A 24,264-nucleotide genomic window follows, 5' to 3' on the forward strand; every position below is an offset into this window, starting at 1 on the left:
GACGATATGGTGTGCCGATGCGACTGCTCGCCAGGAGCCTCACCGTCCTCATGGTTCTCGCCGGGTCCGCGGCCACCGCCGCCGCCCCGGCCCACGCCGCGACCGGAACCCAGCCGGTCCACGACTACGCCGCCGCCATCCGGGAGCAGGTCTGGGTGCAGACCCCGGTGGACAGCGACTTCGACGGCCGGCCCGACCGGGTCGCCGTCCGGATCATCCGGCCCGACACCACCCGCAAGGTACCGGTGATCTTCCAGGCCAGCCCGTACTACGCGGGCCTCAACGACATCCCGAACCACGACGACGTCGACCGTGACGGAAGCGTCTCGGCCCTCCTGAGCGCGAACCGCGCCGAGACCATCACCTTCGCCGGCTACCTGGACAACTACTTCGTGCCGCGCGGCTACGCGGTGATCTTCGCCGACAGCCTCGGCAGCGGCGGCTCGGACGGCTGCCCCACCTCCGGCGGCCGCAACGAGACCCTCGGCATGAAAGCCGTGGTCGACTGGCTGAACGGGCGGGCGCCCGGCTTCGACGCCACCGGCGCGCCGGTGCGCGCGGGCTGGAGCACCGGGCGGACCGGCATGATCGGCGTCTCCTACAACGGCACCCTGCCGAACGCGGTCGCCGCCACCGGGGTCCGCGGCCTGGAGACGATCGTCCCGATCGCCGCGATCTCCAGCTGGTACGACTACTACCGGGCCAACGGCGGAGTCGTCGCGCCGGGCGGATTCCAGGGCGAGGACACCGACATCCTGGCCAAGGCGGTGCTGACCCGGTCCTCCCCCGAGGTCTGCGCCGGCGAGATGGCCCGGCTGGAACGGGAACAGGACCGGGAGACCGGCGACTACAGCCGGTACTGGGACGAGCGGAACTACCTGAACGACGCCGATCGGGTGCGGGCCAGTGTGCTTCTCGTGCACGGGCTGCACGACTTCAACGTGCGGACCCTGCACGCCGGGCAGTGGTGGGACGCGCTCGGGCGCAACCACGTGCCCCGCAAGATCTGGCTGCACCAGGCCGGGCACACCGACCCGTTCAACATCCGCCGCGCCGAGTGGCTGGACACCCTGCACCGGTGGTTCGACCAGTGGCTGTACAAGATCGACACCGGGATCATGCGGGAACCCGTCGCCGACGTCGAGGTCGCGCCCAACCAGTGGGTGACCTCGCGATCCTGGCCGCTCACCGGCCGGGAGACCACCCTGCGCCTCGGCAGCGGGCCGCGGCAGACCTTCGTGGACGACACGTCGCGTACCGCCGAATCGCTCGCCGCCGCGCCTGACGTCACCGACCCGAACCGGTTCGCGCACCTCACCGCGCCGCTGGCGAAGGACGTCCGGCTCTCCGGGACACCCGAGGTCAGCATCCGCGCCGACCTGGCCGGTGACTCGCCGTACCTGACCGCGCTGCTCGTCGACTACGGGACCGCCGACCGGTTCGTGCGGACCCGGACCCTCGCCGAACAGGACTGCGTCGGGCCCGGCATCGACGGCGACCCCGGATGCTTCGCCAGACGGGAGTACGTGACGGCGCCGTCCGACTACGAGGTCGTCACCCGGGGCTGGCTCGACGTGCGCAACCGGATCTCGCCGTCGCGGACCACACCGGTCACCGCCGGGACGGCGTACACGTTCCGGTTCGAGCTGCAGAGCACCGACCACGTGTTCGCGGCCGGGCACCGGATCGGCGTCGTGCTGATCTCCACCGACCGCGACCACACCCTGCGGTACCCGTCGGGGACGGTCGTCGGCGTCCAGCCCGGGGCGTCGTTCCTGACCGCCCGGATCAGCTGACCATCGGGACGGCCGCGCCGCTGACCCGTACCCCCTTGATCTCCGGGTCCAGGCGGACGGTGATGCGGCTCGGCCGTCCCATGTCGTCGCCCTGCCGCAGCGCGATCGTCGCGGCGCCGCCAGCCAGGCCCAGCTCCCGCAGGTAGCCGCCGAACGCCGCGGCCGCCGCGCCGGTCGCCGGGTCCTCGTAGACGCCGCCGACCGGGAACGGGTTCCGCACGTCGAACTCGTCCGCGCCGGCCCGGAACACCAGCTGCACCGTGGTCCAGCCACGACCGGTCATCAGCGCCGTCAGCGCCGGCACGTCGTAGTCCAGGTCCGCGAGCCGCTCCCGGCTGGTCACGGCGATGACCGGGTGGTACGCGCCGGCGTAGGCGACCTTCGGCGGCAGAGCCGGGTCCAGGTCGTCGCCGGTCCAGCGCAGCGCCGCCAGCAGGGCCGCCAGATCGTCCGTGGCCAGCTCCGACACGTGCGGGTCCACGCTGGTCAGCGTCGCCGTCCCGGCCTCGTCGACGAGCACCGGCACCTCGCCCGCGTTCGTGCTGAACAGGTGCTCGCCCGGGCCCAGCGCCACCGCCGTCGCCACCGTGGCGTGACCACAGAACGGGACCTCGGCCAGCGGGCTGAAATAGCGCACCCGGAACCGGTCGCCGTCACGGGACGTCACGAACGCGGTCTCCGAATAGCCGACGTCGGCCGCGATCGCCTGCATCGCGGCGTCGTCCAGGGCGCTTGCGTCGAGCACCACACCGGCGGGATTGCCTCCTGCTGGATCGTGGGCGAATGCGGCGTACCGAAGAATGTCTGTCGTCATGCCGGGAAGCGTGCCGCGCGGCCGGAGCCGCGACCAGAGCCAATCCCGCGGCCCTGGATGTGTCCGCCCGCACAGTCGTGGTTTGTCACAGGGGAGGGGTAGCGTTCTTGCGGTGACAGAGGCGCCTATCGCGATCACACCCGTCCCGCCCGCCGACCTGCCCCGCACCCTGGGTGAGCTGCGTGCCACCGGCCACGAGTTCCGCACCGTCAAGCAGGAGCTGCGCGACAACCTCCTGACCCGGCTCGGCAGTGGTGAGCCACGATTCCCCGGCATCGTCGGATATGAGGACACCGTGCTGCCCGAGGTCGAGCGGGCGCTGCTCGCCGGCCACGACATGGTGCTGCTCGGCGAGCGCGGGCAGGGCAAGACCCGGCTCATCCGTGCGCTCGTCGGCCTCCTCGACGAGTGGACGCCCTACATCGAGGGCTCCGAGCTGCACGAACATCCGTATCATCCGCTCACCCCGGCCGCCCGCCGGCGTGCCGCCGAAGCCGGCGACCTGCTGCCCGTCGCCTGGCTGCACCGTTCCGAGCGGTATGGCGAGAAACTCGCCACCCCCGACACCAGCGTGGGCGACCTGATCGGTGACGTCGACCCGATCAAGGTGGCCGAGGGGCGCGCCCTGGGCGACCCGGAGACCATCCACTTCGGGCTCGTGCCCCGCACCAACCGGGGCATCTTCGCGGTCAACGAGCTGCCCGACCTCGCCGAGCGGATCCAGGTGTCGCTGCTCAACGTGCTCGAGGAGCGCGACATCCAGGTTCGCGGCTATCAGCTGCGGCTGCCGCTCGACCTGCTGCTGGTGGCCTCGGCCAACCCGGAGGACTACACCAACCGCGGCCGGATCATCACACCGCTCAAGGACCGGTTCGGGGCGGAGATCCGCACCCACTACCCGGTCGATCTCGCCCTGGAGACCGCGCTCATCCAGCAGGAGGCGGCGCTCGTCGCCCAGCTGCCCGACTTCCTGGTCGAGGTCCTGGCCCGCTACACCCGCGGCGTCCGGGAGTCGCCGTCGGTCGACGCCCGGTCCGGCGTGTCGGCCCGGTTCGCGATCGCCGCCGCCGAGACCGTCGCCGCGTCGGCGCTGCGCCGGGCCGGGCTGCGCGGCGAGCGGGAGGCGGTCGCCCGGATCTGCGACACCGTCTCGGTCACGTCCACGCTGCGGGGCAAGGTCGAGTTCGAGAGCGGCGAGGAGGGGCGGGAGACCGAGATTCTCGGCCATCTGCTGCGGGTCGCCACGGCGGAGACGTTCCGGGCCCGGCTGTCCGGGCTCGACCTGTCCGGGTTCACCGACCTCGTCGCCGAAGGGGCCATCATCCAGACCGGCGACCTGGTCAGCGCCGAGGAGCTGCTCGGGCAGATCGGGACCGTGCCGGGCCTGGCCAAGGTCCTCGACCGGCTCGATCTCGGCGACGCGCCGAGCCCGGGGCAGGCGGCTTCGGGGATCGAGTTCGCGCTGGAGGGCCTGCACCTGACCCGCCGCCTGGCCAAGGAGCTGACCGACGACGGCCGCACCATCTACGGAAGCTGAGCCGCTGATGCCCGACCTTCCCTCCCTCTCCCGCGCTGTCTCCTTCCCTTGCGCCGCCGGGGTTTCGCTGTGAGCGGCAACGTCTTTCGGTATGGGGCCTGGCGGGACGGGCCCGATCCGCTCGCGCCGCCCTATGACGTGCGGGCCGCCGTCGACGAGATGGGGGAGCGGGTCCTCGCCGGCGACAGCCTGCGGGACGCGTTGCGTGACCTGATCCGGCGCGGCCCCCGGGACGGCCGCGGTCTGGACTCGCTGCGTGACCGGGCCCGCCGCCTGCGCCGCGACGCCCTGCGCCGGGGAAACCTGGACGGGGCGGTGACCCGGGCCCGGCAGATGCTCGACCAGGCGCTGGCGACCGAGCGTGACTCGCTGGCGGCCCGCGACGACGACGCGGCCCGGTTCAATGAGGCCGTCCTGGACAATCTGCCCCGTTCAGTCTCCCAAGCCATTTCCGACTTGTCGGATTATCAGTGGTCCTCATCCGAAGCCCGGGACATCTACCAGCAGATCCTGGCCGGCCTCCGGGAGGAGGTGGTCTCGCAGCGCTTCGCCGGGATGAAGCAGTCGCTCCAGCAGGGCGACATGACCGAGATCTCGGAGATGATCGGTGACCTCAACGATCTCCTCGGCCGGCATGCCCGCGGCGAGGACACCGACGACGCGTTCCGTGACTTCATGGACCGGCACGGCCGTTTCTTCCCGGACAACCCGCGCAACGTCGACGAACTGATCGACTCCCTGGCCCGGCAGGCCGCCGCAGCCGAACGCCTGATGCGCTCACTCAGCCCGCAACAGCGCGAGGAACTGCAACAACTGATGGCCCAGGCGCTCGGTGACGGCCCGTTGCGCGGGCAGCTCGCCGAACTCACCGACAACCTCCGGTCCCTGCGCCCCGACCTCAACTGGGGCCGTGGCGAGCGGATGCGCGGCCCGGCCGATCTCGGCTACGGCGACGCCGCGTCCGCGCTGGGCGAGATCGCCGACCTCGACGAGCTGATCGACCAGCTGGGCCAGGAACACCCCGGCGCCACCCTCGACGACGTCAACGTGGAGGCGGTCGAACGCCAGCTCGGCCGGGGCGCCGCCGACGACCTGCGCCGTCTCCGCGAGCTCGAACGTGAGCTGCGCCGCCAGGGCTGGGTACAGCGCGACGCCGACGGTCTCACCCTCTCCCCGAAGGCGTTGCGCCGCCTGGGCCAGACCGCCCTGTCCGCGATCTTCCGCGACGTGGCGGGCAAACGCGGCCAGCACGACATGCGCGACGCCGGGGCGGCCGGCGACCTGATCGGCAGTTCCCGCCGATGGGAGTTCGGCGACGATCAACCCCTAGACGTGGTCCGGACCATCGGCAACGCGGTCCGGCGCCGGGCCGCCGGGGGTTCCGCCACTCTTCCGGTACGGCTGGAGCCCGACGACTTCGAGATCGCCGAAACCGAGCGTCGCGCCTCAGCGGCGGTGGCGCTGTGCGTGGACCTGTCCTATTCGATGTACGCGGACGGCCGCTGGGGCCCGATGAAACAGACCGCCCTGGCCCTGTCCCACCTGGTGGCCACCAAGTATCCGCAGGACGCTCTGCAGATCATCGGGTTCGGCCGGTACGCCCAGACCCTGTCCCAGGGCGAGCTGGCCGCCATCGAGCCCACCATCGAGAAGGGCACCAACCTCCAGCACGCCCTGAAACTCGCCGCCCGCCACGTCCGCCGCCACCCCGGCGCCGAGCCGGTGATCCTGGTGGTGACCGACGGCGAGCCCACCTCCCACCTGGAACCGGACGGCGAAGCCATCTTCTGGTGGCCCCCACTCCAGGAGACGATCGAGGCGACGATCCACGAGGTGGACCTGCTGACCCGCTTCGGCGCCACCCTGAACGTCTTCATGCTCGGCGAAGACCCGGGCCTGCGCCGTTTCGTCTCAGCCGTCGCCCACCGGAACGGCGGCCGTGTCTTCAGCCCGGACCCGGCTGACCTGGGCCGCTACGTGATCGACGACTACGTGCAGGCTCGCCGGGGCCGCCACTCCCACTCCCGCTGAACCCGCCCGCCCGAACGGCGTGTGGTGATGTCTGGTGCCGTTCGGACCGCTGGTCGTCACGTTGCGGTGTGACTGCGCGTCGGGTGGGCGGACGCGGCTGGTTATAGTTGCTCGGCGAGTGACCGGAACGTGTGCGTACCGCCGTCCGGCGACGGTGGGGGCAGGTGGACCGGCTTGCGTACGAGCCGGGCGGGGGCCTCGGCCGAGGGGGAGAGGAAGTCGCGATGTCGCAGCAACCTGCGTCGTCCATCGAGTCCTCGAATCGGATCTGGACCCTGCCGAACGCGATCAGCTTCATCCGGCTGCTCGGTGTGCCGCTCTTCCTGTATCTGCTGCTCGTCGCCGAGAACGACGTCGCCGCAGTGGTCGTGCTGATGATCGGCGGTTCGACCGACTGGGTGGACGGCTATGTCGCCCGCCGGATGAATTCGGTGAGTCGTCTCGGGGAGTTGCTGGACCCGTTCGCGGACCGGCTCTACATCGTGGCGACGCTGATCGGGTTCACCGTGCGCGAGGTGATCCCGCTGTGGCTGACCGGCGCGTTGCTGCTGCGTGAGGCGGTCCTCGGGGTGGTGCTGCTGATTCTGCGCCGCCACGGCTACGGTCCTCCGCCGGTGCACTATGTCGGGAAGACCGGGACGTTCCTGCTGCTGGCGTCGTTCCCGCTGATCCTGCTGGCGAAGGCGGTGCCGTCGACCGACTGGTGGATCGGCCCGATCGGCTGGGGCCTGTCCTGGTGGGCGCTGGGCCTGTACTGGTGTGCCGCGGTCCTCTACCTGGTCCAGGCGGTGCAGCTGTTGCGCGCCGACCGCGAGGGTTCCTCGTGAGCCGTCCGCTCTCCGAAGACCCGGCCGGCGTTCCCGAGACGTCATCCGGTGACAGCACGGCCGGCACTGAGCAGAGGACGGGGACGATCCGGCCGGGCGTGGCGGCGGCGCTGCGCGAGCCGAGCGGCGCCTGGGAGGGGCTGGGCAGCATCGGCGGCCCGCCGGATCCGGACGGCGGTTCGGGGAAGCGGCGCTGGGGCCCGGACTTCCTGACCGAGTTGTTCCAGAATCCGCTGGATCCCGGCTATGCCGATGCGGCGGCCAGGCGGGCGAAGGAAGGGCCGCGGACCGGCGTACGGCGGAGGGCCGCGGCGATTTCGGCGGCGCTGACGCTCGCGGTGATCGGGTTCCTGCTGGTGGTGTCGTACCGGCAGACGATGGCTGAGGAGCCGGCCCGGACGCAGGCGCGGAGCGATCTGATCGGCCAGGTGCAGAACCGGCGTGCGGAGACCGAGGAGCTTCAGCGGCGGGCGGATCAGCTGGCCGACGAGGTGGCGGCGCTGCGTGACCGGGAGCTGGGCGGGGAGACGGTGGCGCGGTTGCGTGACCTGGAGGCGGTGACCGGGCTGGCGCGGGTGCGTGGTTCCGGGGCGCGGGTCAAGCTGGTGGACGGGCCGACGTCGGTGGATGCGGTGACCGGGGTGCGGCGGACCGAGGCGCAGGTGAAGGACACCGATCTCCAGCTGGCGGCGAACGCGTTGTGGGAGGCCGGGGCCGAGGCCATCATGATCAACGGACAGCGGCTGACGGCGACTTCGCGGATCCGGCAGGCGGGCGAGGCGATTCTGGTGGACATCCGGCCGGTCGGATCTCCGTACGAGATCGTGGCGATCGGCCCGGACGATCTCGCCGATGATTTCCGCAAGGGTTATGCGGGTCAGTTCTTCGAGACGTTGTCGGCGCGGTTCGGGATCTCGTTCGAGACCGCCGAGGCCGACGACGTGACACTGGAGGCGGCGACCGACCTGAAGTTGCGGTCGGCTGAGCCCAGCATCGCGCCCGCTCCGTCGGGCTCCGCGAACGTTTCGTCAGGTGCGGGGTCGCCCGTGCCTGATTCGTCAGTGACGGAAGGCGGCCGATGATCGCCGTACTCGCCCTGCTCGTCGGTGTCCTGCTGGGCATCCTGTTCGAACCGTCGGTGCCGCCCGAACTGGTGCCGTACCTGCCGATCGCGGTGGTTGCGGCGCTGGACGCGGTGTTCGGCGGGGTTCGGGCCAAGCTGGACGGGATCTTCGACGACAAGCAGTTCGTGGTGTCGTTCATCTCGAACGTTCTCGTGTCGGGCCTGATCGTCTACGTCGGTGACCAGCTGGGTGTGGGTGGCCAGTTGTCGACGGGTGTGGTGGTCGTGCTCGGCGTGCGGATCTTCGGTAACGTCGCGGCGATCCGACGGCACCTCTTCCGGGCATAGGACGCGAGATGACCGATCCTGACGGCACGCCCGGCGCGGCGCGATCCCACGACGAAGACCCTTCGGGGGGTACGGCGCCAGGCGCCCTGCCGCATGCCGAGGAGGAGCCGACCGTCCCGCTGGCGGCGTTTCCAGCCGTGGGCTCCCCGGAAACGCTCGTGGGTTCCCCGGAAACGCCTGTGGGTTCCCCGGAAGCATCCGTGGATTCCCCGGAAGCGTCCGGCCCGGGTTCCGGCGGCGCTCCAGGCGGCGATGGTTCCGGTGGATCGGGGGGCGCTCCGGCCGTACCCAATGGTGATCTTGATCTCGAGGCGCCGGAGGAGTCACCCGATCTGTCGATTTCCGGGAAACCGGAAGGTGATCTTGATCGCCCGCGGATCCGGCGGCCGGCGCCGGCCGGGACGCTGATCTGGGTGCTGCTGGCGTTGCTCGGTTTCACGCTCGTGGTGCAGTTGCGCAGCAACGACGCGGATGACGGGCTGGCCGCGACCCGGCAGGAGGACCTGGTTCGGATCCTGAGTGACCTGGAGTCGGAGGACAGTCGTCTGCTGGCTCAGATTCAGGAGCTGGAGCAGAGTAAACAGCAGTTGAACTCCGAGGTCGGAGGCCGTGAGGCGGCGGTCGCGGAGGCGGAGCGGCGCAGTCAGGAACTGGGGCTGCTGGCGGGTACGGTCTCGGGTCGCGGCCCGGGTCTGGACATCACGCTGAGCGACGTCGGTGCGTCCGACGTGCTGAACACGGTTCAGGAGCTGCGGGGCGCCGGCGGTGAGGTGATGCAGCTCAACGGTGCGAACGGGACGGCTGTGCGGCTTGTCGCGTCGAGTTTCTTCGTGGATGCGTCGGGTGGCGGCATCATCGCCGACGGTGAGCATCTGAGTGGTCCGTTCCATCTGCTGGTGATCGGGCCGGCGAGCACGATGAGCACGGCGCTGCAGATCCCGGGCGGGGTGGTGGCGTCGGCGAAGAGTGACGGCGGTAGCGTGACCATGGACTCGCGTTCGCTGGTCGAGGTGACCGCGGTGCGGAAGGCGGCAGCCTTGCGATACGCGCGTCCGGTGTCGTGATTAACGGAGGAAGCGTTGATTCCTGAGGATCTGCGGTACACCGCGGAGCACGAGTGGGTCGCCGGTGACGGCAGCGGGCCCGTGCGGGTGGGCATCACCCATTTCGCGCAGGACGCGCTGGGTGACATCGTGTATGTGCAGTTGCCCGACGAGGGCACGGTGGTGCAGGCGGGCGACTCGCTCGGTGAGATCGAGTCGACCAAGAGCGTCTCGGAGATCTACGCGCCGATCTCGGGCACGGTGGTGGCGAGGAACGCCACGCTGGCCGACGAGCCGGAAATCATCAACGGCGAGCCGTATGCGGCGGGCTGGCTGGTGGAGATCGCGCCGGATGATCCGGGGGCGGTGGCCGCGCTGCTGGATGCCGCGGCGTACCGGGCTCTCACCGAAAGCTGACGCCGCGGGCATTTCATGCCCGTCCATTCGTTCTTCCGCGAGTCCGGTTGCCCAGCGATATTGGCGCTGACTAGGCTCGCGGAGCACACGAAGAACTGTTATTCCTTTGAAACCGATAGTCGTGCGTCGGGCCGAATGGCCCCGGCGGGGCCGCAACGTCGCTGGCTTCGCTGGGAGGCGACGACCAACTGATCCGTGAGGTGGTCCGATGACGCGCCCAGACGACGAGTTCCCCCCGCTCGACGTCACGTCCACGCTGAACCTTGGCGCCCTTGACGAGGTGCTGGAGGGACCCGAGACGGACGTGGTTCCGAGCCGGATGGCCGGCTCGCTCCCCCCGGGGATGGCTCTGCTGGTGGTGCGCCGTGGGCCCAATGCCGGCGCCCGCTTCCTCCTCGATCACGATGTGACGACCAGCGGCCGGCACCCGGACAGTGACATCTTCCTCGACGACGTGACGGTGTCGCGTCGCCACGCCGAGTTCCACCGCGACAGCGGGACCTTCACGGTTCGTGACGTCGGCTCGCTCAACGGTACGTATGTGAACCGGGAAAGGGTTGAAGCCGCGACGCTCAGCAATGGCGACGAGGTCCAGATCGGCAAGTTCCGTCTGGTGTTCATCGCCGGTCCGCGGCCGGAGGGCGAGGGCCGGGCGTGACGGCGTCGGGGGCGGCCGCGCGTGATCCGGGGGCTTCGCGCCCTCAGGACGGGCGTGAGGGTGCGCTGATGAGCATCGGGGAGGTGCTGGCCCATCTGCGCACCGAGTTCCCCGACACCACGATCTCGAAGCTGCGGTTCCTGGAGGCGGAGGGTCTGGTCGACCCGCAACGTACCGCTTCCGGGTACCGGAAGTATTCGTGGAACGACGTGGCCCGTCTGCGGTTCGTGCTGACCGCGCAGCGCGACCAGTACCTCCCCTTGCGGGTGATCCGGGAGCAACTGGACCGGATGGAGAAGGAGCCGGTGGTTCCGCAGCGGCCGACGCTGGTGGCGGTGGGCACGTCGCAGGCCAAGGATCCGGCGGACAGCCGGGTGCCGAAAGCGGATCTGGTCGAGCGGACGGGTGTCGATGAGGCGCTGCTGGCCGAGTTGGAGCAGATCGGTCTGGTGACGGCGCGTCCGCCCGGCTGGTATGACGCCGATCAGGTGATCATCGTGGAGGCCGTGGTGGGTCTCACTCATTACGGGCTGGAGGTCCGTCACCTGCGTGCTTTCCGCAATGCCGCGGATCGTGAGGTGGGCCTGTTCACACAGTTGCTGGCGCCGTTGGCCCGCCAGCAGGACCCGGCGGCCCGGGCGCGTGCCGTGGAGACCGCCCGTGAGCTGCAGGCGCTCTCGCAGCGGCTGCATGCGGCGCTGGTCCGGTCGGGTCTCCGGGGTGAGTTGGGCCGCTGATCCCGCCGCCGTGCGGATCGGGTGCCCGTGGTGTGCGTGTACCGTGCAGGTTAGGGCGGCTGCGTAGCAGCCGAGACAATAACGACACGGAGGCGGCGGTGCGTGAGCTGAGCGTGGTCGGGGTCCGGGTGGAGCTGCCCAGCAACCAGCCGATCGTGTTGTTGCGGGAGGTGGATGGTGACCGTTACCTCCCGATCTGGATCGGGGCGGTCGAGGCCACCGCGATCGCCTATGAGCAGCAGGGTGTGAAGCCGGCGAGGCCGCTGACCCATGATCTCCTGCGTGACATCCTGGCGGCGCTGAAGGCGCCGTTGAAGGCGGTCGAGATCACCGAGCTGAAAGACAACGTCTTCTACGCCGATCTGCTGATCGGTGACAATCTGCGGGTGTCGGCGCGGCCGAGCGACTCGATCGCGCTGGCGTTGCGGGTGGGCGCGCCGATCCGGTGTGCCGAGCAGGTTCTCACCGAGGCGGGGATCGTGATTCCCGACGAGCAGGAGGACGAGGTGGAGAAATTCCGCGAGTTCCTCGACCAGGTGCGGCCCGAAGATTTCGCTGGGTGACATCGACTGGCGCCGTTCGTCCGTGCGCGGCGTGTCGAGCGGTTACCTCCATGTTTCGGCCGTGATTGAGATATACGCTCGTGAAGTCCAGGTGAACCGGCACACCGCCTAGATTTTGATCATGGGCGCGGGGAGGTAGTCGCGTGCACGAGCAACCTCTTGAAGGCCCTCTCGTCGGCGAGGACGGCGAGCTCGGGTACCGCGGGGTCACCGCCTGTCAGGCGGTCGGGATCAGCTATCGGCAGCTCGACTACTGGGCGCGGACCACGCTGGTGGTCCCGAGTGTCCGGGACGCGTCCGGTTCCGGCACCCAGCGCCTCTACTCGTTCCGTGACCTGGTCGTGCTCAAGGTGGTCAAGCGCCTGCTGGACGCCGGGGTGTCGTTGCAGAACATCCGCCGGGCGATCGAGACGCTGCGGTCGCGCGGGGTCGATGATCTGGCCGAGATCACGCTGATCTCGGACGGCACGACGGTGTATGAGTGCCGGTCCCCGGAGGAGGTCGTCGATCTGCTCCAGGGCGGCCAGGGGGTGTTCGGCATCGCGATCGGCGGGGCGTTCAAGGAGATCCAGGGTTCGCTGTCGCACCTGCCCGCCGAGCCCGTCTCGGGTCCGCAGCCGGTCGGCGCCGCGGCCGCCCCGGATGAGAACGACGAGCTGGCGGCCCGCCGGGCCCGGCGTCGCGCAGGATGACAGCCAGCTACTTCTGACTCAGGAAGCTCAGCGCCGTCGTGGCGAACAGCGGCGAGTCGATGATGTTGTAGTGGGTGGTGCCGGGCAGGATCGCGAGGGCGTGCCCGCCCTTGGGCCGGCCGTCACCCATCCATCCGCCGTCACGCTGACCGCCGTCGAGCAGGGCGAAAATCTCCACGAAGTGGCTCGGCGGCACCATGTCGGCGTCGGCGCCCATGATCAGCGTCGGGACGCGCAGACCCCGTACGTCGTCGGTGTGATCGAAGTCCCGACGCATCGTCTCGCCGATCTTGTCGAGCAGGCGCGGGAAGTCCTCCGGGCGCGGCGCCACCCGCGCGTACAGCTCGTACATCGGGGTTTCCGTCATGAACTCGGCGGCGGCCGCGTTCACCTGAGCCTGCTGCGCCAGCAGATCCGGGTAGAAGGCGTCACGCCGGATCCCGGCCGACGTCGACACCAGCTTGCCGACCTTCTCCGGGTGGCGGATCGCCAGCTGCAGGCCGACCCCGCCGCCGAGGGAGAACCCGACGACGTCCGGCCGGTCCAGGCCCAGATGGTCGATCAGGGCCGCGATGTCGTCGGCCATCAGCGCGTAGTCCACCGGCCGGTCGATGTCCGCGGTCCGGCCGTGGCCCTGCAGGTCCGGCAGGATGACCTGGTGGTTCTCGGCGAACACGGCCAGTGACGCGCCGAACATCTCACCCGAGCCGAGCCCGCCGTGCAGCAGCACCAGCGGCTGGCCCGTGCCGTGCGTCTCGTAGTACAGGTTGATCCCGTTGACCTCGGCGTAGCTCATCTCGGCTCCTCGAAAACGTCTCTCGTCGTTGCTTACATCGGGTAGACCCGGCCCGTCCCGGAAACTCATCGCTGCCGTGCGAAAAAATCCGCGGTAGGTTCGGGCGCGTGAGTGACGCGGTGACCGACCCACCCATCGAGGCGCAGCTGGAACGCTTCCGGCCCGAGCTGACCGGCTACTGCTACCGGATGCTCGGCTCGGCCTTCGAAGCCGAGGACGCCGTGCAGGAGACCATGATCCGGGCCTGGCGCGGCCACGACAGTTTCGAGGGCCGTTCGTCGCTGCGCTCGTGGATCTACCGGATCGCCACGAACGTGTGCCTCAACATGGTCGACGCCGCCCAGCGCCGGGTCCGGCCGATGGACCTCGGCCCGGCCGGCTCCGGCCACGCCACCGACCCCGGCGCCGTCCACCCGGAGAAGATCTGGGTCGGCCCGGTCCCCGACGAGCGCATCCTGCCCGAGGGCTCCGACCCGGCCAACCTGATCGCCGAACGTGAGTCGATCCGTCTCGCGTTCGTCGCCGCGCTCCAGCACCTGCCGTCGCGGCAGCGGGCCGTGCTGATCCTGCGTGAGGTGCTGGCCTGGTCCGCGCAGGAGGTCGCCGACCTGCTCGACACGTCGGTGGCCAGCGTCAACAGCGCCCTGCAACGCGCCCGCGCCACCCTTTCGGCCGCCACGCCTTCGGCGGGCGACACCTACCGGCCTCTCGATGCCGAACAGCGCGAGCTTCTGGCCCGCTATGTCAAAGCCTTCGAGTCGTACGACCTGCGCGCCCTCACCACACTCCTGCACGAGGACGCCACCCTGTCGATGCCGCCGCTGGCGCTGTGGCTACGCGGTCACGACGACATCCACGCGTGGATGTCCGGCACCGGCAGCGGCTGCGAGGGCTCCCGCCTGATCCCGGTCGTCGCCAACGGCCTGCCCGCCTTCGGCCAGTACCGGGCCAGTCGCACCGGCGACGGCCACGAACCGTGGGCGCTGATCGTCCTGGAGATCGCCGACGGCCGCATCACGGCAGTCAACAACTTCCTCGACACGCCCCGCCTGTTCCCGCTGTTCAACCTGCCGGCCCACCTGCCGCCCACCGACCTGCCCTGACCCCCGACCGCCAGCCGTCGCTCAGGTCGGTTATCGGCGTCTGATTCCCGTGGTGGGCGACGGCTGGCGGTGAGAGCGGCCGGCCAGCCGTCGCTCAGGTCGGTTTTCGGCGTCTGATTCCGGTGGTGGGCGACGGCTGGGGGTGAGAGCGGCCGGTCAGCCGTCGTTCAGGGCGGTTTTCGGTGGTGGATTCCCATGGTGGGCGACGGCTGGCGGTCAGGTGGCCCGTCAGCCGTCGCTCAGACCGGTTCTCAGCGTCTGATTGCCGTGGTGGGCGACGGCTGGCGGTCGGGGTGGCCGGTCAGCCGTCGTTCAGGTCGGTTTTCGGTGGTGGATTGCCGTCGTGGGCGACGGCTGGCTGGGGCTTGGCGGGCCGGGAGCAGCCGGCGGCCGGGGAATCCGGGGCCAGCAGGTCGGTGAGGCCGAGCAGGCCGAACAGCAGCAGCAGTTCCGGGCCGGCGCCCACCACGATCAGGCGACGGCCGTGACGCCGGGCTGTGAGCCGCAGCCGGGCCACCGCCTCGACCGCTACGACGTCCGGCGAGGCCAGCCCGGTGACGTCGCATTCGACCACATCACCGGCGTGCCCGCGAAGCAGATCGGCGAGCCGGGCACACAGCGCCGGAATGTCGGCGCGCGCGACCGCCGTACCGACGGGAAACCGAACCGCAGAGACCCCCATGGAAGGAAGGACCACCGTCGGCGCGGTGATTCATCGCCGGCGGCCGGGCGGGATTCCGCGGGAACCGGCCGACGGCGATGGACCCGGCAGCGGGGGAGGGCTGCGCGGCCGGTTGATCCCCCGCTGCCGGGCTGTTCCTGGGGCCGGGCTGTTCCTGGGGCCGGGCTTCCTGGGATCGGGCTTCCGGGGTGAGGCCGTGACCCGGTGCGGCGTGAACACCGGATGGCGGTCCGGCTGGAGGCCGCCGCACCGGGCCCGGCAGTCAGCCGAAGACGTGCGACAGGCCCGGCTCCTGGCGCTGCACCGGCACGCGGGCTGGCAACGGGCTGTCCACGATGATCGACTTCTCCACGGCGATGGCGTGCCACAGGCAGAACATCGCCACCGTCCACACCTTGCGGGAGCGGTCGGCGCCGCCGGCCCGGTGCTCGGCCAGCAGGCCCCGCACGTACTCCAGATCGATCAGGTCACCGGCCTGCGAGGTGGCGAGCAGGTGGTCCACCCAGTCGCCGATCGGGCCGCGCAGCCACAGCCGGGTCGGTGTCGGGAAGCCCAGCTTCTTGGCCGAGCGCACCGACTCGGGCACGATGCCCTTCATCGCCTCCCGCAGCGCGTGCTTGGTGGTGGTGACACCGGGCGGCAGCTTCAGATCGGTCGGCAGGCCCGCGGCGGCCGCGTAGACCCGCTGGTCCAGGAACGGCACCCGCAGCTCCAGGCTGTGCGCCATCGACATCCGGTCGGCCTTGACCAGGATGTCGCCGGGCAGCCAGGTGTGCAGGTCCACGTACTGCATGGAGGCCACGTGGTCGACGTCGGCGGTCTCCGCGTACAGATGTGCGGTGATCGCCGTGTGCGGCTGCGACGTGAACCGCATGACCCGGGCCTTCTCGTCCGGGTCGAAGATCCGCGCGTTGCCGTAGTAGCGCTGCTCGATCGGGGTGGTGCCGCGCTCCAGGAACGACCGGCCCTTCACACCCTCGGGCAGCACCTCGGCCAGATGCTTCAGCCCGCGTTTCATGCCCGGGGGCAGCCGGTCGACACGGTCCAGCGACAGCGGCTCCCGGTAGATGGTGTAGCCGCCGAACAGCTCGTCGGAACCCTCGCCGGACAGCACCACGGTGACGAACTGCGACGCCGTGCGGGCCAGGAAGAACAGCGGGATCAGCGACGGGTCGGCGACCGGGTCGTCGAGCAGCTGGATGATCCGCGGCAGATGGGTCAGCACGTCCTCGTCGGAGACGACCGTCGGGGTGAGCCGGATGCCGAGCTGGTCGGCGGTGTCCTGGGCGATCTCGATCTCCGAGTAGCCCTGGGCGGCGAAACCGGCGGTGAACGCGTGCAGATCCGGTTTCTCCCGGGCGGCCAGCGCCGCGATCGCGGAGGAGTCGACACCGCTGGACAGGAACGTCCCGACCGGCACGTGGGCGTGCATGTGCGCGCGGACACTGTCGGTCAGCGCCTCCCGGATCCGCGAATACGCGTCCTCGGGCTCGACCCGCAGCGGGCGCAGCGACGGCCGGAACCAGCGGTGCATCCGCACCCCGCCCCCCGGCGTCCAGATGATCCGGTGGCCCGGCGGCAGCCGCTTGATGTGCCGGTGCAGGCTCATCGGGTCGGGCACGAACTGGAACGTCAGGTAGTGGGCCAGCGACTCGGTCTCCAGAGCCGCCCCGGCCGGCGCCGCGAACGGGTCGAGGGCCTTGCGCTCGCTGCCCAGGAACAGCCCGTCGGCGGTCTCCAGCATGTACAGCGGCTTGATCCCGAAGGCGTCCCGCGCGGCGTGCAGGGTGCCGGTGCGGTGGTCGTACGCCACGAAGGCGAACATGCCCCGCAGCCGGGGCAGGGCCGCCTCGCCCCAGTAGTGGAACGCCGCGGCCAGCACCTCGCTGTCACCCTCGGTGGCGAAGACCGCGTTGTGCTGCTGGATCAGCTCGGCCCGCAGCTCCCGGTAGTTGTAGATCTCACCGTTGAAGACGACGGTCCACCGGCCGGCGTAGCTCAGCGGCTGCACCGAGTGCTCACGGTCGATGATCGCGAGGCGCTTGAAACCGAACGCGAACCCGTCACCGAACTGGATCTGGGTGTCGTCCGGGCCGCGGTGGTGCAGGGTCGCCAGAGCGGCGGCGAAGGCCTCGCGGAACGTGGCGTCCAGCGGCCCCGGGTCGGGGCGGCTGCTGACAAAAGCGCTCAGGCCACACATCGAAAGATCCTCCTCAACGATTCGAGGAGGCGACCGTAGGCTCCGACCTGTGAAGAACCTGTGCGGAAGCTGCCGAGAATGTGCGCGGCACGAATCCGGGACCTGATCTTCATAGGTTTCTCGCATTGTTGGTCGGCCTGGACAGCCTGGGACAGAATTCGAGCCGTGACCGCCCGCATCCTGGTAGCCGACGACGACCCGAAGCACGCCCAGCTGATCCGCCTCTACCTGGAGAGGGAGGGCCATCAGGTGATGACCGTCGGTGACGGCCGGGCCGCCCTGGAGCAGGCCCGGGCCCGCCGTCCCGACCTGGTCGTCCTGGACTGGATGATGCCCGAGGTCGACGGCCTCGACGTCTGCCGGATCCTGCGCGCCGACTCCGACGCCACCCTCGCCAACGTCGCGATCCTGCTGGTCACCGCCCGTTCCGCGGAAAACGACATGCTGCTCGGCCTGGACATCGGCGCCGACGACTACCTGAGCAAACCGGTCAGCCCGCGCGAGCTCACCGCGCGCATCCGCGCGCTGCTGCGCCGCACGCGCGGCAACGAGGCCTCCGAGATCCTGCGGGTGGGCGGGCTCGAGGTCGACGCACCCCGATTCGAGGTACGGGTGGACGGCGCCCCGGTGCGGCTGACGGCCAAGGAGTTCGGCATCCTGGAGCTGCTGGCGCGCGAGCCGGGCCGGGTGTTCACCCGCGGCCAGATCCTCGACAAGACGTTCGGCTTCGAGAACGAGGTGTCCGAGCGCACCGTCGACGCCCATGTCGTCAACCTGCGCCGCAAGATCGAGATCAACCCCGCCGAGCCGCGGTACGTGCAGACCGTCTACGGGCGCGGCTACCGGATGGCCGAGCCGTGAGTTTCCGCCTGCGGATCTTCCTGCTCGTGCTGGTCGTCGCCGGTTCGGCGATCGGCGCGACCGCCTGGCTGACGCTGAGCCTGGCCTCCCGTGAGGCGGCCCGGGTCGCGGACGCCCGTGACCGGCACCAGGCCGAGATCGTCGACGCGATCAGGCTGTTCGGTGTGCTCAACGGGCAGTGGCTGGGCATCGACGAGGTGGTCGCCGAGCTGTCCGAGCAGACCGGCCTGCACATCCGGGTGGAGAGCCGCGACGGTGAGGTGCTCACCGACTCCGACAACCTCGAACAGCGCGCGGCCGGCCCGATGCAGCTGCTGCCCAGCAACGTCGAGGCGGTCCCGTTTCTGGACCCGTCGATCGAGAAGGCGGCCCAGGTGGCCGGCGAGATCATCGAGTCGAAACTGCGGGCCGTCGGCAAGGACGCGCGCGGGGGCCGGCCGATCGCCGTGCCGAGCCGCCCCGGCCTGCCGTCGGACCTGTTCGCGCCGGCCGCCATCACCACCGGCGAACCGGCGATGCGGGCGCTGGTCCAGGCCGCGCAGTACCGTGCGGCGCTGGTCGCGGTCCGGTGCATGGCCGAGGTCGGTGACTGGTCGTCGGCGCTGACCACCGACCGGCCGCCCTACCTCGACGACGAACGCCTCCGCGCCGAGCCGAAATGCGTCGAGGCGGGCGTCGCCGCGGTCCGCCGGGACGTGACGTGGCGCGACGAGTCCTGGTCGCGGATGGGCGACTGCGAGCTGACCGGCTCCGGGTACGACAAGTGCCTGGCTCTCGGGTTCCAGCAGGCGGTCGCGAGCCCTTCGGTCGTACCCGTGGAGATCTATTTCGGCGCCCGGCAGGACCAGGACCTGGACCTGCTCCAGCAACCCGCACTGCTCGGCGCGGCCGCGCTGCTGCTGCTCGCCGCCGTCGGCACCGCCGGCATCGCCCGGCGGGTCAGCCGGCCGGTGCGGCTGCTCACCGGCGCCTCCCTGCAACTGGCCGCCGGCCGGCTGGACGTGCGCGTGCCGACCCGCGGCGAGGACGAGCTGGCCCGGCTGTCCGGGGCGTTCAACGCGATGGCCGAAGCGCTCCAGCGCAGCGAGGAACGCCAGCGGCGGCTGGTCGCCGACGTCGCCCACGAGCTGCGGACACCGCTGTCGAACCTGCGCGGCTACCTGGAAGGCCTGGCCGACGGGGTGATCGAGCCGTCACCGGAGCTGTTCGCGTCCCTGCACGAGGAGACTCTGCTGCAGCGGCGCATCCTCGACGACCTGCAGGTCCTGGCCCTCGCCGAGGCGGGTGAGCTGGGCTACGACCCGGTGCCGATGGACCTGTCCGAGCTGACCGAGATGGCCGCCACCGCGCACCGGGTGGTCGCCGGGAACGCCGGCATCGACGTGATCGTCGACGCCCCCGGCCCGGTCGAGGTGTGCGCCGACCCGGACCGGATGCGCCAGGTCGTCGGCAACCTGATGAGCAACGCGATCCGCTACACCGACGCCGGCGGCCGCGTCGAGCTGAAGGTCAGCCGCGACGGGCCGGACGCGGTCCTCACCGTCCACGACACCGGCGTCGGCATGAACGCCGACGAGGTCGCCCGGGTCTTCGACCGGTTCTGGCGTGCCGACCCGGCCCGGCAGCGCGCCACCGGCGGCTCCGGCCTGGGCCTGACCATCGTCCGCCGGATCATCGCCGACCAGGGCGGCGACGTCACCGCCACCAGCGAACCGGGCCTCGGCACCACCTTCACCGTCCGCCTGCCCGCGGTCACCGACATCGCCCGCCTGCTCGACCAGCGGCCACCTCCGCGCTGACCCGCGGCGCTGTCAGTGCGGGCCGACGGCGGTGACCGTGATCGCGGCGGTGCCGGCCTCGTCGGACTCGGCCAGGTCGACGACGGCGTCGATGCCCCAGTCGTGGTCGCCTTCCGGATCCTCGAAGACCTGCCGGACGATCCACTGGGTGGCGCCCTGCTCGATGTCCAGGAACGCCGGCCCGCGCGCCGCCGGGCCGGTGCCCAGCGTGTCGTACTCCTCGAAGTAGTCCTGAATGGCCTTCTGCCAGCGCTCCGACGTCCAGCCGTGCTCCGCGTCCATCTCGCCGAGCAGATCCCAGCGGCGCAGCGCGGCCAGCTCCACCCGCCGGAACATGGCGTTGCGCACCAGCACCCGGAAGGCGCGGGCGTTACGGGTGACCGCCGGCGGCTTGTCGTCGATGCGGACCTCCTCCACCGGAGCGTCCGGGTTCTGCAGGCGCGACCACTCGTCGAGCAGGCTGGAGTCGACCTGGCGGACCAGCTCACCGAGCCACTCGATCAGGTCGGTCAGCTCCTCGGTACGGGCGTCCTCGGGCACCGTCTGCCGCAGCGCCCGGTACGCGTCGGCCAGGTACCGCAGCACCAGGCCCTCGGAGCGGGACAGGCCGTAGAACGACACGTATTCGGTGAACGTCATGGCCCGCTCGTACATGTCACGGACCACCGACTTGGGCTTCAGCTCGTAGTCGGCGACCCACGGGTGCCCCCGCCGGTACGTCTCGTACGCCGCGTCGAGCAGCTCCTTCAACGGCTGCGGCCAGGTCACGTCCTCCAGGAGCTGCATGCGCTCCTCGTACTCGATGCCCTCGGCCTTCATCGCGTTGACCGCCTCGCCGCGAGCCTTCTTACGCTGCTCGGAGACGATCTGCCGGGGATCCTCCAGGGTCGACTCGATCACCGAGACCACATCCAGCGGATACTCCGGCGACTCCTTGTCGAGCAGTTCCAGGCAGGCCAGGGCGAACGGCGACAGCGCCTGGTTCAGCGCGAAGTCCAGCTGCAGGTCCTCGACGAGCCGGTAGATCCCCTCCTCGGTACGTTCGATGACGCCACCCGCGATCAGCGCCCGCGCGATGCCGACCGCCCGGCGGATGTGCCGGCGCTGGGCGGGCCGCTCCTCGTGGTTCTCGGTCAGCAGATGCTTCAAGGCGGGGTACGGGTCGCCGCCCCGGTTCATCACGTTCAGCAGCATCGCGTGCGACACCTGGAACGACGACGTCAACGGCTCCGGCTCGGCCTCGACCAGCCGGTCGAACGTGGGCCGGCCCCAGCCGATCTGCCCCTCCGGCGGTTTCTTGCGCACCACCTTGCGGCGCTTCTTCGGGTCGTCGCCGGCTTTCGCCAGGGCCCGCTCGTTGTCGATCACGTGCTCCGGCGCCTGGATGATCACGGTGCCGATGGTGTCGTAGCCGGCCCGCCCGGCCCGGCCCGCGATCTGGTGGAACTCACGGGCCTTGAGCAGCCGCGTCTTCACCCCGTCGTACTTCGACAGGCCGGTGAACAGCACCGTGCGGATCGGCACGTTGATGCCGACGCCGAGCGTGTCCGTACCACAGATGACCTTGAGCAGGCCGGCCTGCGCGAGCGTCTCCACCAGCCGGCGGTATTTCGGCAGCATGCCCGCGTGGTGCACGCCGATGCCGTGCCGGACCAGCCGCGACAACGTCCGCCCGAAACCGGCGGTGAACCGGAAGTTGCCGATCGCCGCCGCGATCTTGTCCTTCTCCTCGCGGGTGCACATGTTGATGCTCATCAGCGACTGCGCCCGCTCCAGCGCCGCCATCTGGGTGAAGTGCACGATGTAGACCGGCGACTGCCTGGTGGACAGCAGCTCCTCGATCGTCTCGTGCAGCGGCGTCATCGCATACTCGAAGATCAGCGGCACCGGCCGCTCCGCGTTGGCGACGACGGCGGTCTCCCGCCCGGTCCGCCGGGTCAGATCGTCCTTGAACCGGGTGGTGTCGCCGAGCGTGGCCGACATCAGGATGAACTGCGCCTGCGGCAGCTCGATCAGCGGCACCTGCCACGCCCAGCCCCGGTCCGGCTCGGCGTAGAAGTGGAACTCGTCCATCACGACCTGGCCGACGTCGGCGTCCGCGCCCTCACGCAACGCCAGATTGGCCAGGATCTCCGCGGTGCAGCAGATGATCGGCGCGTCCGCGTTGACACTGGCGTCACCGGTCAGCATGCCCACGTTCTGTGCGCCGAAGACCGCGCACAGGGCGAAGAACTTCTCACTCACCAGCGCCTTGATCGGCGCGGTGTAGAAAGTCGTGCGGTTGTCGGCCAGCGCCGCGAAGTGCGCGCCGGTCGCGACCAGGCTCTTACCCGAGCCGGTCGGGGTGTTCAGGATGACGTTCGCGCCGGTCGCGATCTCGATCAGCGCCTCCTCCTGGTGCGAATACAGGGTCAGGCCCTGCTCCGCCACCCACGATTGAAAGGCGTCGAAGACTGCGTCGGGGTCGTTGGAGCCCGGGAGGCGATCGGTCAGCGTCATGATCGGTCAAGTGTGTCAGCTCGCCCCGAACGCGGCGTACAGGGGACCGGCGATACTTCCGGCCACACCCAGGATCGACGCGACCACGGCGACGGCTGCTCCCAGTTTTCGCATGGGGCGCACTCTGCCCGGTCACGGTTGCGATCACGGTTGCCGCCGGGTTGTAGCGTCACCGGCGTGGTGCTTCCAGTGCCGGCGCCGATCTCCGACGGCGACCGCGAGCGGGTGGCCGAGCTGTTGCAGCGCGCGTGCGGCGACGGACGGATCACCCTCGAGGAGTTCAGTGTCCGCGTCGGCGCCGCCTGGGCCGCCTCCACCGATGTCGAGCTGGCCCGGGTCACCGAAGGGCTCGCGCCGACTCCGGTGGTCGGCGCCGCCCGTACCGTCGAGAAGGTCGTCACCGTCCTCAGCCAGCGTAAACGCCGCGGCCGATGGCGGCTGCGATCCGGCCGTCTCAGCACCTTCACCCTCTTCGGGCAGACGCACCTCGACCTGCGTGACGTCATCACCGGCGAGGACGAGATCGAGATCGAGGGCACCTGCCTCTTCGGCGAGATCAAGGTGATCGTGCCGGAAGGCGTCGAGGTCGAGCTCTCCGGCACCAGCGCCCTCAGCTCCGAGGAGCTGCGGCTCGCGGCGGTGCCGCGACTTCCCGGAACACCCATCATCCGGGTACGGGTGAACGCCTGGTTCAGCAGCGTCGAGGTGAAGTCACGCCGCCCTGGCGACGGCGTCCGCGAATGGATAGCCGACAACCTCGGCCTGTAACCCCTTTCGCGATCCCGCCGAACTCCACAAGACCGCGGCGCCGGCGGTCACTGCTGGGCGCCGCGCTGCTGCACGACGTGGGTCAGCTCGTGCGCGACCGTCTCCGGGGCGGGTTTCTCCGGCGCGAAATGGATGTCGTCCGACCTGATCACCGCGGCGCTGCCGGTGCCGCCGACCACGTCACCGGGCTGGATCGGCGGCCGGGCCTGCGCCACCGACTGCCGGGCCTGCGCGATCGAGCGGGCGGTCATCATCATCGTGCGCGCCTGCGAGACCTGCTGCAGGGCCAGCGTGTAGGCCAGGCGCTGCTGCTGGTGGATCACCGGATCCGGCGAGTACGGGTCGAGGATCATCGTCCCGGCCACGATCAGGCCCTGCGCCGACGCCATCTGCCGGGCGACCAGCATCGTGGTCTGCGCGCCGGTCAGCATGTCGGCGTACTGCGACATGGTCAGCGCCGTCGCGTCGATCTCGGCCCGTAGCGCGTCGGACCGCACCGCGGCCGCGGTCATCCTGGTGCTGAACGCGGCGCCGGCCGAACCCAGCCAGCCGTGCCGGGCCTCGTCGCCGGCCGCCCGCAGCGTGGCGCCGGCGCCGTCCACCTCGAAACCGAGCCGGCCACGCAGGTACTGGGAACCGGCGTAGAGCGTCGCGGGGTTGCCGTCGAGACGGGTGTCGATCGGCATCATCGGCTCCCCGAGATGTTCCGGGCGTTGGCGAGGTCCTCGTCGGCGTACGCCTGATTGGCCATCAGAACCCGGTCCGCGGCCTCGTCGAGGCCGCCGGCGAGCGCAGTCGCGTCCTGCACCAGGCGGGTGATCAGATCCTCGAAGATCGGGGTGTCGGCGCCGGCGTCGGGTGTGCCCGGCCCGCCGGCGCCGGCGGCCCGCAGGGTGCCGCCGGAACGCCGCAACTGGTCGGCGATCCCTTCGAGCGACACCGGGTCGACGTGCAGTCGATCGGTCATCGGTCTAACTCCTCCCCAGGACGGATGCCCGGGTGTACCCGCGCCGCCTTGGATCGGTTCAAT

Annotated in this window: 23 protein-coding genes; 16 read left to right on the plus strand and 7 right to left on the minus strand. The window is 70.4% G+C overall.

Going from position 1 to position 24,264, the window contains the following annotated elements:
- Positions 1–17 precede the first annotated feature (17 nt).
- Positions 18–1,796: a Xaa-Pro dipeptidyl-peptidase gene (locus AB0E94_RS10680; protein ID WP_360324894.1), complete on the plus strand. Its 1,779-nt coding sequence runs from the start codon at positions 18–20 to the stop codon at positions 1,794–1,796.
- Here the strand turns inward: AB0E94_RS10680 and AB0E94_RS10685 are convergent.
- Positions 1,789–2,610 carry a PhzF family phenazine biosynthesis isomerase gene (locus AB0E94_RS10685; RefSeq protein ID WP_360324897.1) on the minus strand — a complete coding sequence of 274 codons (822 nt, stop codon included), beginning with the start codon at positions 2,608–2,610 and terminating at the stop codon, positions 1,789–1,791. The genes AB0E94_RS10680 and AB0E94_RS10685 overlap by 8 nt on opposite strands.
- Positions 2,611–2,722: 112 nt before the next feature.
- Between AB0E94_RS10685 and AB0E94_RS10690 the strand changes: the two genes are divergently transcribed.
- The 11 genes from AB0E94_RS10690 (at position 2,723) to AB0E94_RS10740 (ending at position 12,526) form a co-directional block, all read left to right on the plus strand.
- Positions 2,723–4,147: a sigma 54-interacting transcriptional regulator gene (locus tag AB0E94_RS10690; RefSeq protein ID WP_360324899.1), complete on the plus strand. Its 1,425-nt coding sequence runs from the start codon at positions 2,723–2,725 to the stop codon at positions 4,145–4,147.
- Positions 4,148–4,216: 69 nt separating this feature from the next.
- Entirely contained in the window at positions 4,217–6,178 is a 1,962-nt protein-coding gene (locus AB0E94_RS10695; RefSeq protein WP_360324902.1) for a VWA domain-containing protein, read from the plus strand.
- 224 nt (positions 6,179–6,402) lie between these two features.
- Complete coding sequence (locus AB0E94_RS10700) at positions 6,403–7,005, plus strand: CDP-alcohol phosphatidyltransferase family protein (RefSeq protein WP_360324905.1); 603 nt, start codon at positions 6,403–6,405, stop codon at positions 7,003–7,005.
- The gene (locus AB0E94_RS10705) at positions 7,002–8,087 is read left to right on the plus strand and encodes a DUF881 domain-containing protein (protein WP_360324908.1); all 1,086 of its coding nucleotides are present in this window, start codon (positions 7,002–7,004) and stop codon (positions 8,085–8,087) included. The genes AB0E94_RS10700 and AB0E94_RS10705 overlap by 4 nt, the downstream gene beginning before the upstream one ends.
- Positions 8,084–8,416 carry a small basic family protein gene (locus tag AB0E94_RS10710; protein ID WP_093611661.1) on the plus strand — a complete coding sequence of 111 codons (333 nt, stop codon included), beginning with the start codon at positions 8,084–8,086 and terminating at the stop codon, positions 8,414–8,416. The genes AB0E94_RS10705 and AB0E94_RS10710 overlap by 4 nt, the downstream gene beginning before the upstream one ends.
- Positions 8,417–8,616: 200 nt before the next feature.
- On the plus strand, positions 8,617–9,480 hold the full coding sequence (locus tag AB0E94_RS10715; protein ID WP_360324911.1) for a DUF881 domain-containing protein: 864 nt from the start codon (positions 8,617–8,619) through the stop codon (positions 9,478–9,480).
- A gap of 15 nt (positions 9,481–9,495) precedes the next feature.
- Entirely contained in the window at positions 9,496–9,876 is a 381-nt protein-coding gene (gene gcvH / locus AB0E94_RS10720; RefSeq protein WP_360324913.1) for a glycine cleavage system protein GcvH, read from the plus strand.
- A 208-nt stretch (positions 9,877–10,084) separates the two neighbouring features.
- On the plus strand, positions 10,085–10,534 hold the full coding sequence (locus tag AB0E94_RS10725) for an FHA domain-containing protein (protein ID WP_360324916.1): 450 nt from the start codon (positions 10,085–10,087) through the stop codon (positions 10,532–10,534).
- Between the two features lie 68 nt (positions 10,535–10,602).
- Entirely contained in the window at positions 10,603–11,271 is a 669-nt protein-coding gene (locus AB0E94_RS10730) for a MerR family transcriptional regulator (RefSeq protein ID WP_360324919.1), read from the plus strand.
- A 98-nt stretch (positions 11,272–11,369) separates the two neighbouring features.
- Positions 11,370–11,834: a bifunctional nuclease family protein gene (locus AB0E94_RS10735; RefSeq protein WP_043532252.1), complete on the plus strand. Its 465-nt coding sequence runs from the start codon at positions 11,370–11,372 to the stop codon at positions 11,832–11,834.
- Positions 11,835–11,977: 143 nt separating this feature from the next.
- Positions 11,978–12,526, plus strand: a complete 549-nt coding sequence (locus tag AB0E94_RS10740) for a MerR family transcriptional regulator (protein ID WP_360324922.1) — start codon at positions 11,978–11,980, stop codon at positions 12,524–12,526.
- 7 nt (positions 12,527–12,533) lie between these two features.
- On the opposite strand, the gene AB0E94_RS10745 is transcribed toward AB0E94_RS10740, so the two are convergent.
- Positions 12,534–13,322: an alpha/beta hydrolase gene (locus AB0E94_RS10745; RefSeq protein ID WP_360324925.1), complete on the minus strand. Its 789-nt coding sequence runs from the start codon at positions 13,320–13,322 to the stop codon at positions 12,534–12,536.
- A gap of 107 nt (positions 13,323–13,429) precedes the next feature.
- Here AB0E94_RS10745 and AB0E94_RS10750 point away from each other — a divergent pair, with 107 nt between their 5' ends.
- Positions 13,430–14,425, plus strand: a complete 996-nt coding sequence (locus tag AB0E94_RS10750) for a sigma-70 family RNA polymerase sigma factor (RefSeq protein ID WP_360324928.1) — start codon at positions 13,430–13,432, stop codon at positions 14,423–14,425.
- A 301-nt stretch (positions 14,426–14,726) separates the two neighbouring features.
- Here the strand turns inward: AB0E94_RS10750 and AB0E94_RS10755 are convergent, their stop codons facing one another.
- Both AB0E94_RS10755 and asnB read right to left on the minus strand, forming a co-directional pair.
- Positions 14,727–15,107, minus strand: coding sequence for an STAS domain-containing protein (locus tag AB0E94_RS10755; protein ID WP_360324930.1), 381 nt, complete (start codon positions 15,105–15,107; stop codon positions 14,727–14,729).
- 262 nt (positions 15,108–15,369) lie between these two features.
- Complete coding sequence (gene asnB / locus AB0E94_RS10760) at positions 15,370–17,307, minus strand: asparagine synthase (glutamine-hydrolyzing) (protein ID WP_360324933.1); 1,938 nt, start codon at positions 17,305–17,307, stop codon at positions 15,370–15,372.
- Between the two features lie 156 nt (positions 17,308–17,463).
- Here asnB and AB0E94_RS10765 point away from each other — a divergent pair, with 156 nt between their 5' ends.
- Together AB0E94_RS10765 and AB0E94_RS10770 are read left to right on the plus strand one after the other, a co-directional pair.
- On the plus strand, positions 17,464–18,168 hold the full coding sequence (locus AB0E94_RS10765; protein ID WP_360325121.1) for a response regulator transcription factor: 705 nt from the start codon (positions 17,464–17,466) through the stop codon (positions 18,166–18,168).
- Complete coding sequence (locus tag AB0E94_RS10770; protein ID WP_360324935.1) at positions 18,165–19,967, plus strand: ATP-binding protein; 1,803 nt, start codon at positions 18,165–18,167, stop codon at positions 19,965–19,967. Before AB0E94_RS10765 ends, AB0E94_RS10770 begins: the two co-directional genes overlap by 4 nt.
- Before the next feature lie 12 nt (positions 19,968–19,979).
- Here the strand turns inward: AB0E94_RS10770 and AB0E94_RS10775 are convergent, their stop codons facing one another.
- Positions 19,980–22,466 (minus strand): DUF3516 domain-containing protein, encoded by a 2,487-nt coding sequence (locus tag AB0E94_RS10775; RefSeq protein ID WP_360324938.1) that lies wholly within the window; start codon positions 22,464–22,466, stop codon positions 19,980–19,982.
- 177 nt (positions 22,467–22,643) lie between these two features.
- Between AB0E94_RS10775 and AB0E94_RS10780 the strand changes: the two genes are divergently transcribed.
- Positions 22,644–23,234, plus strand: a complete 591-nt coding sequence (locus tag AB0E94_RS10780) for a DUF1707 domain-containing protein (protein ID WP_360324940.1) — start codon at positions 22,644–22,646, stop codon at positions 23,232–23,234.
- 47 nt (positions 23,235–23,281) lie between these two features.
- Here AB0E94_RS10780 and AB0E94_RS10785 read toward each other — a convergent pair whose 3' ends face one another.
- A complete protein-coding gene (locus AB0E94_RS10785; RefSeq protein ID WP_360324942.1) occupies positions 23,282–23,920 on the minus strand; it encodes a DUF4157 domain-containing protein in 639 nt (212 codons plus the stop codon).
- Positions 23,920–24,201, minus strand: coding sequence for a hypothetical protein (locus AB0E94_RS10790; RefSeq protein WP_360324945.1), 282 nt, complete (start codon positions 24,199–24,201; stop codon positions 23,920–23,922). Before AB0E94_RS10790 ends, AB0E94_RS10785 begins: the two co-directional genes overlap by 1 nt.
- Between the last annotated feature and the right edge of the window lie 63 nt (positions 24,202–24,264).

This window comes from Actinoplanes sp. NPDC026670, assembly GCF_040638175.1.
Lineage (GTDB): Bacteria > Actinomycetota > Actinomycetes > Mycobacteriales > Micromonosporaceae > Actinoplanes.

Bases quoted from the DNA above. Each gene is read 5' to 3' on its own strand.
- AB0E94_RS10680 (WP_360324894.1), top strand. From the start codon at position 18: ATGCGACTGCTCGCCAGGAGCCTCACCGTCCTCATGGTTCTCGCCGGG.
- AB0E94_RS10745 (WP_360324925.1), bottom strand. From the start codon at position 13,322: ATGAGCTACGCCGAGGTCAACGGGATCAACCTGTACTACGAGACGCAC.
- AB0E94_RS10755 (WP_360324930.1), bottom strand. From the start codon at position 15,107: ATGGGGGTCTCTGCGGTTCGGTTTCCCGTCGGTACGGCGGTCGCGCGC.
- asnB (WP_360324933.1), bottom strand. From the start codon at position 17,307: ATGTGTGGCCTGAGCGCTTTTGTCAGCAGCCGCCCCGACCCGGGGCCG.
- AB0E94_RS10785 (WP_360324942.1), bottom strand. From the start codon at position 23,920: ATGCCGATCGACACCCGTCTCGACGGCAACCCCGCGACGCTCTACGCC.
- AB0E94_RS10700 (WP_360324905.1), top strand. From the start codon at position 6,403: ATGTCGCAGCAACCTGCGTCGTCCATCGAGTCCTCGAATCGGATCTGG.
- AB0E94_RS10730 (WP_360324919.1), top strand. From the start codon at position 10,603: ATGAGCATCGGGGAGGTGCTGGCCCATCTGCGCACCGAGTTCCCCGAC.
- AB0E94_RS10790 (WP_360324945.1), bottom strand. From the start codon at position 24,201: ATGACCGATCGACTGCACGTCGACCCGGTGTCGCTCGAAGGGATCGCC.
- AB0E94_RS10725 (WP_360324916.1), top strand. From the start codon at position 10,085: ATGACGCGCCCAGACGACGAGTTCCCCCCGCTCGACGTCACGTCCACG.
- AB0E94_RS10775 (WP_360324938.1), bottom strand. From the start codon at position 22,466: ATGACGCTGACCGATCGCCTCCCGGGCTCCAACGACCCCGACGCAGTC.
- AB0E94_RS10685 (WP_360324897.1), bottom strand. From the start codon at position 2,610: ATGACGACAGACATTCTTCGGTACGCCGCATTCGCCCACGATCCAGCA.
- AB0E94_RS10710 (WP_093611661.1), top strand. From the start codon at position 8,084: ATGATCGCCGTACTCGCCCTGCTCGTCGGTGTCCTGCTGGGCATCCTG.